This window comes from Streptomyces sp. NPDC023723, from assembly GCF_040639815.1.
In the GTDB taxonomy this organism is placed as follows: domain Bacteria; phylum Actinomycetota; class Actinomycetes; order Streptomycetales; family Streptomycetaceae; genus Streptomyces.
Genome location: NZ_JBFAAP010000104.1, coordinates 1 through 8,492 on the forward strand (window position 1 = coordinate 1; position 8,492 = coordinate 8,492).

Below are 8,492 nucleotides of genomic sequence, written 5' to 3' on the forward strand. Positions count from 1 at the left end.
GGCCCGGTGTCCGGCGACGGAGAGGAGCAGCCCCACCGGGCCGTGGCCGGGCGGCCGCCCGGCCACCGCGCCCAGCGCGGCGCGGCCGGCGGCGTCCCAGCGGTGGGCGTCGTCCACGCAGACCAGCAGCGGCCCGCCGTCCGCCGCGCCCCGGAAGGCGTCGAGCAGGTGGTCCGGGGTGACCCCCGGGCCGGGGGCCCAGGTGTACGTACGCGGGGCGGCGGCCCGCGGCGGCGGACGGTGCCCGGGGTGACCCGCGCGGCCGTCCGCGCCGGCTTCCGGGTCCCGCCGGGCACCCATGACGTGCCCGGCAGCCGCGGGCGGGGCCCCCGGGACTTCGGGGCCGCCGCCCGGACAGCCCAGGGCTTTTGGGCCGTCGGTCGGGCCGGCCCGCAGGTGGAGGACGTTGCCGGCGGTGAAGCCGTGGGCGGCCCAGCGCAGCAGGGTGGTGCGGCCGAGGCCGGGCTCCCCGGTCACGACGAGGCCGGCGCCGTGCGTCCGCAGCCGGTCCAACAGGGCGGCGACCGCCCGTCGTTGCGCGCTCCGTCCGTGCATCCGCACAGCCGGACGTACGATCGTGTCTCCGGTCATTCCCGGGAGGTTACGCGCGCGTAACCAGAGGCGGAAGGGAGAGGTCCGCACGCCCGGACGGGCCGCTGTCCGGCCCGACCTGCGGTTCCATAGGGCATGTACATGACCCGAAGTGTGCCGCTGCCCAGCGCCCGGCGCGCGCGTCCGTGCACCGGCACAACACCGGCGGCGGCCGCCCGATGGACGACCGCCGCCGGATGCCGCCGGACGGGTCTCAGCCGGTGTGCGGGCAGTTGCCCCGGTACTCCTCGATGGTCAGGCTCGACGACGGGATCGGGCACAGGAACTGCTCGTAGCGGGTGTCGTTGTCGATGAACCGCTTCAGCCAGGAAATGCTGTACTTCGCGATCGTCGTGTTCGACGAGTTCGGCGAGAAGTGGGTCGCGGAGTTCAGCTCCAGGTAGGCGCGGTTCGTGCTGGACGGCAGGCTGGTGTAGAACGGTTCGGCGTGCGAGGCGACCGGGGCGACGGTGTCCCCGTCCGCGCCGACGACCAGGGTGGGGGTGCTGACCTCGGGCCAGGTCTTGTCGGTGTTCCAGGGGGTGAGGGGTATCGCGGCCTGGAGCGAGGGCCGGTCCTTGGCCGCCTCCAGGGTGCCGCCGCCGCCCATGGAGTGCCCCATGACGCCGAGCCGGCTGCTGTCGATGCGGGTGCGTACGCTGCTGTCCTCGGTCAGGTAGTCGAGGGCGTCCAGCAGTTGCTCGCCCCGGGAGGCGGGCTGGTCCAGCGTGGTGTTGGTGTCGATGGTGAACACCACGAAGCCCTGCGAGGCCAGCCGCGGCCCGAGCCAGGCCATCGAGGACTGGTACGCCGTGAAGCCGGGCGCGACCGCGATGGCGCCGAACGTGCCGTCGCTGGTGCTGGTCGGGTAGTAGATGGTGCCGCCGCCGAAGCCCGTGACGGCGAGCGAGGAGACGGACGTCTCCGACACGGAGTACGGGCCGCGCAGTGCCTCGATGCTGGACTGGCTGGGGGCCGGTCCGCGCTCGTAGGGGTTGTCGGCGGCCTGGGCGCCGGGGCTGGTGAGCGTGCTGAGCCCGACTACCGCGGTGATCGCCGCCGCCGCGCCGGCCAGCCGGCGCCGGGTGACGCGGGGTGCGCTGCGGGTCGCCCGGTGGCCGGCGGGGGTGTGGGGGTTGGAGTGCACGACGAGTCGTCCTCTCGGTCGTGGCGACGGGGACCCCGGCCGGCGGCGGTTCGGGCACCGGTGCGCGTGGCAGGTGTACCGGTGCCGCGCCGGCCGGGCATCGCCGGTGGACTGGCCGTGCCACTGTCGGCTGGCGGAGTACTGACCGGGATCGGCAGAATCACCGGTCCCGCGCGGCCGGCCCGACGGCGGGGAACCGAACACCGGGGCGGGGGACGCCGCCGCAGCGGCCGTACCGGAACACCCCGGTTCCGGGGCCCGCCGGGCACCGGGCCGTACGGGCACGCGTCCGGCGCGGCGGTGTCCGGCCGGGTGGTGCGGGGCGGCGGGCGCTGTGGCACGCTCGCCCTCGGCCGGGTCCGGGTTCCGGGCCGCCCGGCGTTCGGCATCCTGAGAGAGGCGGCGGCATGCGTATCGGACTGCTCGGCACCGGTCCCTGGGCCCAGGCGGCACACGCTCCGGCCCTGCACCGGCACGACGGTCTCGAGTTCGCCGGGGTGTGGGGCCGCCGCCCGGAGGCGGCCGAGGAACTGGCCGGCCGGTACGGCGCCCGGGCCTACGCCGAGGTGGACGCCCTGCTGGCGGACGTGGACGCGGTGGCCGTCGCGCTGCCCCCGTCCGTCCAGGCCCACCTGGCGGTGCGCGCGGCGCGGGCGGGCCGCCATCTGCTGCTGGACAAGCCGCTGGCCACTACCGTGGCGCAGGGCCGGGCGGTGGCCGAGGCGGTGCGCGCGGCGCGGGTGGCCTCGGTGGTGTTCTTCACCGTCCGCTTCCGGCCGGAGACCGAGGCGTGGATCGGTGCCCAGGCGGGCCGGGGCGGCTGGTTCACCGCGCGGGCGCAGTGGCTCGGCGCGGTGTTCACCGGCGACAGTCCGTTCGCGGCGTCACCGTGGCGGCGGGAGAAGGGCGCGCTGTGGGACGTCGGTCCGCACGCGCTGTCGGTGCTGCTGCCGGTCCTCGGTGACGTCCGGCGGGTGGCGGCGGCCGTGCCCGGCCCCGGGGACACCGTGCAGGTCGTCCTGGACCACGCCGGCGGCGCGTCCAGCGTGCTGACGCTCAGCCTGACGGCACCGCCCGCGGCGGCCGGCGCCACCGTGGAACTGCGCGGCGTCGCCGGGGTGACGCCGCTGCCGCGGAGCGCGGACGACGGGGCCGTGCCCGCGCTGCTGCGGGCCGGGGACGCGCTGCTGGACGCCGTACGGACGGGCCGTCCGCATCCGTGCGACGCCGCGTTCGGCCTGCGGGTGACGGAGATTCTGGCCGAGGCCGAGGCGCTGCTGGCCTGACGCGCGCGGGTGGCGGCGGGTCAGGCCTCGTCGGACCTGGTCAGTGCTTCGGTGATCAGACGGGTGGCGAAGTCCGGGTCCTCGGTGATGCGGTTGATGTGCTCCGCGAGCAGGAAGGCGGTGGCCTCCAGCGGAGTCATCTCGTCCTCGGTCCAGTACCCGTACTGCTTGCGCCACAGGCTCGGGCTCAGCCCGGTACCGGCGGCGATGACCAGGCCGGCCATGGTCGGGATGGTCTCCGGGGGAACGCTCTTGGGCATCATCCGCATCGTGGCCACCAGGTTGGGCACCACGTACTCGATGACGTCCTTGCCGTGGTCCTCGTGGGCCATCCGCAGCCATCTCATGAACATGTAGATGAGGGTGCAGGCGCCGTCCAGCACGTCGTCGACTCCGCCGGGCCCCAGCGACGCGGCGAACTGGTCGATCAGTTCCTGCTGTTCGGGATCGGTGGCGGTCCTGCCGTCGTGGATGCTCTTGAGCCGCGAGTCGATCATCATGAGGGCCGCGCCCACGTCGCCGGCGGGAGCGTGCGCGGGGTCGCAGGGCGATGGCACGGGGAGCCTCCTCGGGCGAACACGGTGGGTGACGCGGCTTGTTCGTAGCGTAGACGGCCCGCCGGACGGATGTCCGGCGAATCCGGGCGAAGGTGAACGGGCCCACCGGTGTTCGAGGAGTGAGCGGGCAGCGGACCGGTGGCGCCGGGCGCGGGCGCCGGGGCCGCCCCGCGCCCGCGGCCGGCCGGGTTAAGCGGCCCTTAAACGCCGGTTAAGGCCGCCCCGCGACCCATCCGGTATCCCCAACTCCGCACGCGATGAACCGATTTGGCGCACGCTTGGACCGTTGGCCACGGCACTGTCCGTGCGTACCATCGGCCGCGTTCTGAGAGCGCTCTCACGCGCCGCACCACGCACGTCCTCAGGAGGCCCCCCACATGACCGCTCGTCATCAGCGTCCGCTCGGCCGCCGCAAGCTGCTCGTCGCGCTCGGCGGGGCGGCGGTGGCCGCGCCCGCCATCGCCGCGATCGCCCCGCACGCCCTCGCCGACAACGGCACGGACGCGTCGGGGGCCGCGACCGAGGCCGCGGGCACCCTGCCGCTGACGGTCGTCAACGAGACCGGCTCCTTCGGCAATGGCGACGTCCACCTCTACGTCGTGGGCAACCTGGACGGCAAGCAGGTACGGCTCGCTCCGGACGGGACGCTCGCCCCGATCGCCCTGTCCGACAACGGCGCCGACGGCTACACCGACTACGCGATCAGCCTGTCCGGCAGCGGCGCCACCCAGCTGTCGCTGCCGTACATGTCCGGCCGCATCTACGTGGCGCTCGGCGAGAAGCTGAAGTTCAAGGCGGTCACGGACGGCGCCGGCAACGCCGCGCTCCAGTACCCGGCCGGCTGGGTGTCGTCCGACCCCAACTACGGGGTGCTGCACGACTGCGCGGAGTTCACGTACAACTCCTCCGGCATGTTCTGCAACACCACGATGGTGGACATGTTCAGCGTGCCGATGGCGATCCGGCTGACCGGCGCGAAGGACCAGACGGCCGGCACCGTGCGGGCGGGCGGCCGGGCGGCGGCGTTCGAGGCGGTCCGGCAGGTGCCGGAGTTCGCGCCGCTGGTCATCGACGACACCCGGATCATCGCCCCGGGGCACGGACTGGACGCCGGACTGTTCGCCAAGGACTACTTCGCCCCGTACATCGACGAGGTGTGGAGCACCTACACCGGCAAGGACCTCACGGTCACCACCAACGCGGGGACCTTCACCGGCCGGGTGCGCGGCGAGCAGTTCACCTTCAGCGGTCCGGCGTCGGTCTCCTTCGCCAGGCCGTCCACCCGGGACGTGCTGTTCTGCGACGGCGCCCTGGCCGCGCCGAACGACGGCACCACCGGCCCGGTCGCCGCGATCCTCGGCGCCGGCTTCAACCGCTCCACGCTGCTGGCCTCGGCCGCCCAGCCGACCACCGACCCGGCCGCGTTCTACGGCACCGAACTCACCAACCACTACGCCAAGGCGATGCACGCGGCCACCGAGGACGGCAGGGCGTACGGCTTCGCCTTCGACGACGTCGCCGACTTCGCCTCCTACATCCAGGACACCGCGCCGACCGGGATACGGCTGACCCTCACCGCCTTCTGAGGCGCCCCGGCTCCTCGGGGACGTTACGGTGATACCGGGAGATTCGGGACCGGGACACCGGGACTGAACCAGCGATCCGGACCCCGAGGAGCGTATCGATCATGTCGACACCACAGCCCGACGCCGCCCGGCCGGCCGGGGCCGGCCCGGACGAGGACCGCGTCACCCCGGACGGTCTGCTGCACGCCCGCACCGGCTCCGACGTGTCGCCCGAGGACCTGGTCCTGGCGGCCGGCCGGGACCTGACCGAGGAGAACCTGGAATGGGCCCGGCGCAAGCTGGCCGCCGAGGGCCCGGCGGCGCTGGACAAGCTGCTGCCCTGACTGTCCTCTAGGGGGCCGTGTCGTCGTCCACCACGTGTACGGCGGCCTCCTCCGCGCCGGCCGCGCCGCCGTCGATGCCGACGTCCTCGGCGAGGGTCTCCTTGGTGGTGTCGGTGCGCACGCCCTCGTCGGGGGCGACCAGCCGGCCGGCCCGGTCCGTGCCCGCCTCCGGGTCGACCGGCTCGCCCTCGCCGTCGGTCCGGTCGCCGACGCCGTCACCGGCCGGCGCAGTGACGTCGGGGACCTCCTGGGCGAGCCGTTCGTCCAGGGTCTCGCCGTCCTGCTGCTCGGCGGCGGTGGTGCCCACCTTGTCGACGCCGAGCGGCTTCTCCGGCGGGGAGTAGCCCTCGTCGAGGGTGTCGTCGTAGGTGCGCTCGTCGACGGCGTCCTCCATGTCCAGCGGCGCGGCGTCCTCCTGCTCCTCGTTGCCGCCGGTGGGCTGGTAGACGTCGTCGGCCATCGGGTCGGTGCCCATCGCCGCCTCCTTCTCGCTCGCGCTGCGCCGCCTGGGGCGTCTCGGTCTGCTTTCGCGTTTCCCGTCCCGCGATCTTTAACCTCGACGGCCCCGGGGGCCTGCTCCCGGTCCGCGCGCGAGCGGCTCAGAGCGCGGCCCGGGGTCCGTCCGGCCGGTGCCGCCGCTGCTCCACCGTGGCCCGGCTCAGCTCCTCGGTCTCGGCCGCCGGGAGCCGTTCGAAGCCGGCCTCGGTGATGACCGAGACCACCGGGTAGATCCCCCGGCCGAGGTCCGGGCCGCCGGTCGCGGAGTCCTCGTCGGCGGCGTCCCACAGGGCGTGCAGCGCGGCCAGCACCGCCTCGCGCCGGGACAGGTCCGCGCGGTGCAGTTTCTTCAGGGCGCCCCGGGCGTAGGGGGAGCCGGAGCCCTCGGCGTGGAAGCCGTGCTGCTCGTAGCGGCCGCCGGCGATGTCGTAGGAGAAGACCCGGCCGCGGCCGCCGCCGGGTGCGGTGGTGTCGTATCCGGCGAGCAGCGGGACGACGGCGAGACCCTGCATGGCCTGGCCCATGTTCTGCCGGACCATCGTCGCCAGCCGGGTGGCCTTGGCCTTGAGGGTCATCGGGATGCCTTCGATCTTCTCGAAGTGCGCCAGCTCCACCTGGTAGAGCTTCACCATGTCCAGCGCGAGTCCGACGGTGCCCGCGAACGCCACCGCCGTGTGGTCGTCGGCCGGGTGCACCTTCTCCAGGTCGCGCTGGGCGATGAGGTGGCCCATGGTGGCCCGGCGGTCGCCGGCGATCAGCACGCCGTCGCGGTAGGTGAGGGCCAGCACGGTGGTGCCGTGCGGCACCTCGGCCGGGGCCCGCGCGCCGTCCGGCAGGACCCGCCGGGTGACCAGCAGCCCGGGGCGGTGGGCCGCCAGGAACTCGCTGAAGGACGACGTCCCCGGTGCGAAGAACTCCGCCACCGGCCTGCCGTCCGGCTCGGCGCTCGTCATGCCGTTCCCCCTTCGCCCGTGTCCCGACAACCGGTGTCCTACCTGATGCCACCGGCCGGGAAACCGGCCTTCAGCCGCTGTCTTCCGCCCCCGGAGCCCACTGCGTCAGCCGGTGCCGTCCGCCGCCGGCCGGGGTGCGACCAGGACCCGCAGGTCACCGACGCGGTACGGGGTCCAGGTGCGGGCGTAGCCGGGGACCTTGCCGCCGGGGACGGTGAGCGCGGCGGCCGGGACGCGCCGGGCGGTGCGCTCGATCTCGGCGGAGGTGGTGTTCTCGTTGTGTCCGGCGGTGTTGCCGGAGGAGCAGCCGGTGTAGTAGCCGAGCGGGATCGCCTCGTGGCCGGTGAGCAGGCAGGGCGGGCGGACGCCGAGGCCGTGCAGCGCGTCCGCCGCGCGGGCCCAGTCCCGGCGGTCGCGGGTGGTGCGGTCCACGGTGCGGTCCAGTACGGCGTACTGCGCGGCGAGGTGGCCGGCCAGGGCGAGGGCGACCAGGGCGGCCGGTACCGGGCGCCACCGGCCGCCGGGGGCCCGGACCAGGTGCCGCAGGGCGTCGGCGACCGGGAGGGCGAGCAGGGCGTAGGCGGGCTGGAGGAAGCGGGGGGCCGCGTAGCCGATGCCGAACAGGTAGGGCAGGGCGACGGTCGCCGCGCAGGCCAGTGGCAGCAGTGTGCGGGCGGTGCGGCCGGCCCGGACCGCGACCGCCAGGCCGAGGGCGGCGAGCAGCGGCAGGGCGAACCACCACAGGGTCACCGCGGGGTGCGGGAACGCCCCGGTGCACGGGCGGCACAGGGCGCGGCCGCCCAGGCTGCGGAGCTGGTCGTCGACGGCGATCGCCCAGCCGAGGCCGCCCTGGACGCGGGACGCCTCGTGCAGCCGTTCGGCGAGGCCGCCGTACCAGGCGTACGCCTCGACCACCCACTCCACTCCCCCGGCGGCGAGACCGCCGACGAGGGCGAGCAGCAGCCGGGCGTGGCGCCGCCACAGGGCGACGGCCAGCAGCGGCAGGCTCGCGTAGACGGCGTCGGCCGGGCGCATCCAGGCCATCAGCGCGGCGCCCGCCGCCGCGCCCCACAGCGCGGCCCGCGCCGCGTGGCCGGCCTGGGCCCGCAGGAAGGAGCCGACGCAGATCAGGGCGCCGACGGCGACCCAGTAGTTGGGCATGGCCTGGGGCCCGTAGAAGAGGGTGACCCACAGGGTGGCGAAGAGGGCGCCGGCGCCGGCCAGCACCCCGGTCGGGAACAGCCCGCGCCAGGCGCGCAGGGCCAGGAAGAGGCCGAGGCCGGAGAGGACGGCGAGGTACACCCGCAGGAGTTCGGTGGAGGACGACCAGGCGGCGACGGGCGCGGCCAGCAGGGCGGGGCCGCGGGAGCGGGGCGCGCTGAAGAACGCGGCCGGGGTGTGCCCGGTGACCTGGCTGACGTAGACGATCTCGTCCCAGCCCAGGCCCATGCCGGGGCGGACGAGGAGCAGTTGGGCCAGGGTGAAGGCGGCGGCGACGGCGGCGGGCGGGCGGGGGTCCGCCGCACGTCCCGGCCGGCCGGCCGCCGCCGC

At 75.0% G+C, this 8,492-nt stretch carries 9 protein-coding genes; 3 read left to right on the forward strand and 6 right to left on the reverse strand.

Annotated elements, in window-relative coordinates; translation table 11 throughout:
• Both AB0G32_RS39840 and AB0G32_RS39845 read right to left on the reverse strand, forming a co-directional pair.
• The coding region (locus tag AB0G32_RS39840; protein WP_361175793.1) for an ATP-binding protein at positions 1 to 591 on the reverse strand (591 nt) is incomplete at its 3' end.
• 214 nt (positions 592 to 805) lie between these two features.
• Entirely contained in the window at positions 806 to 1,666 is an 861-nt protein-coding gene (locus AB0G32_RS39845; RefSeq protein ID WP_361175816.1) for an alpha/beta hydrolase, read from the reverse strand.
• Between the two features lie 479 nt (positions 1,667 to 2,145).
• Between AB0G32_RS39845 and AB0G32_RS39850 the strand changes: the two genes are divergently transcribed.
• Entirely contained in the window at positions 2,146 to 3,024 is an 879-nt protein-coding gene (locus AB0G32_RS39850) for a Gfo/Idh/MocA family oxidoreductase (protein WP_361175796.1), read from the forward strand.
• Positions 3,025 to 3,044: 20 nt separating this feature from the next.
• Here the strand turns inward: AB0G32_RS39850 and AB0G32_RS39855 are convergent, their stop codons facing one another.
• Positions 3,045 to 3,581, reverse strand: coding sequence for a hypothetical protein (locus AB0G32_RS39855; RefSeq protein WP_361175799.1), 537 nt, complete (start codon positions 3,579 to 3,581; stop codon positions 3,045 to 3,047).
• 377 nt (positions 3,582 to 3,958) lie between these two features.
• Here AB0G32_RS39855 and AB0G32_RS39860 point away from each other — a divergent pair, with 377 nt between their 5' ends.
• On the forward strand, positions 3,959 to 5,167 hold the full coding sequence (locus tag AB0G32_RS39860; RefSeq protein ID WP_361175802.1) for a glycoside hydrolase family 64 protein: 1,209 nt from the start codon (positions 3,959 to 3,961) through the stop codon (positions 5,165 to 5,167).
• A gap of 101 nt (positions 5,168 to 5,268) precedes the next feature.
• Entirely contained in the window at positions 5,269 to 5,490 is a 222-nt protein-coding gene (locus AB0G32_RS39865) for a hypothetical protein (protein ID WP_361175805.1), read from the forward strand.
• 7 nt (positions 5,491 to 5,497) lie between these two features.
• On the opposite strand, the gene AB0G32_RS39870 is transcribed toward AB0G32_RS39865, so the two are convergent.
• From AB0G32_RS39870 to AB0G32_RS39880, 3 genes are all read right to left on the reverse strand, one after another.
• The gene (locus tag AB0G32_RS39870) at positions 5,498 to 5,965 is read right to left on the reverse strand and encodes a DUF5709 domain-containing protein (RefSeq protein WP_361175807.1); all 468 of its coding nucleotides are present in this window, start codon (positions 5,963 to 5,965) and stop codon (positions 5,498 to 5,500) included.
• A 124-nt stretch (positions 5,966 to 6,089) separates the two neighbouring features.
• A complete protein-coding gene (gene prcB / locus AB0G32_RS39875) occupies positions 6,090 to 6,941 on the reverse strand; it encodes a proteasome subunit beta (RefSeq protein ID WP_361175810.1) in 852 nt (283 codons plus the stop codon).
• 105 nt (positions 6,942 to 7,046) lie between these two features.
• On the reverse strand, positions 7,047 to 8,492 hold a 1,446-nt coding region (locus AB0G32_RS39880), incomplete at its 5' end, for a hypothetical protein (RefSeq protein WP_361175813.1).

Coding starts and splice junctions, on each gene's coding strand:
- AB0G32_RS39850 (WP_361175796.1), top strand. CDS start 2,146: ATGCGTATCGGACTGCTCGGCACCGGTCCCTGGGCCCAGGCGGCACAC.
- AB0G32_RS39860 (WP_361175802.1), top strand. CDS start 3,959: ATGACCGCTCGTCATCAGCGTCCGCTCGGCCGCCGCAAGCTGCTCGTC.
- AB0G32_RS39865 (WP_361175805.1), top strand. CDS start 5,269: ATGTCGACACCACAGCCCGACGCCGCCCGGCCGGCCGGGGCCGGCCCG.
- AB0G32_RS39870 (WP_361175807.1), bottom strand. CDS start 5,965: ATGGGCACCGACCCGATGGCCGACGACGTCTACCAGCCCACCGGCGGC.
- prcB (WP_361175810.1), bottom strand. CDS start 6,941: ATGACGAGCGCCGAGCCGGACGGCAGGCCGGTGGCGGAGTTCTTCGCA.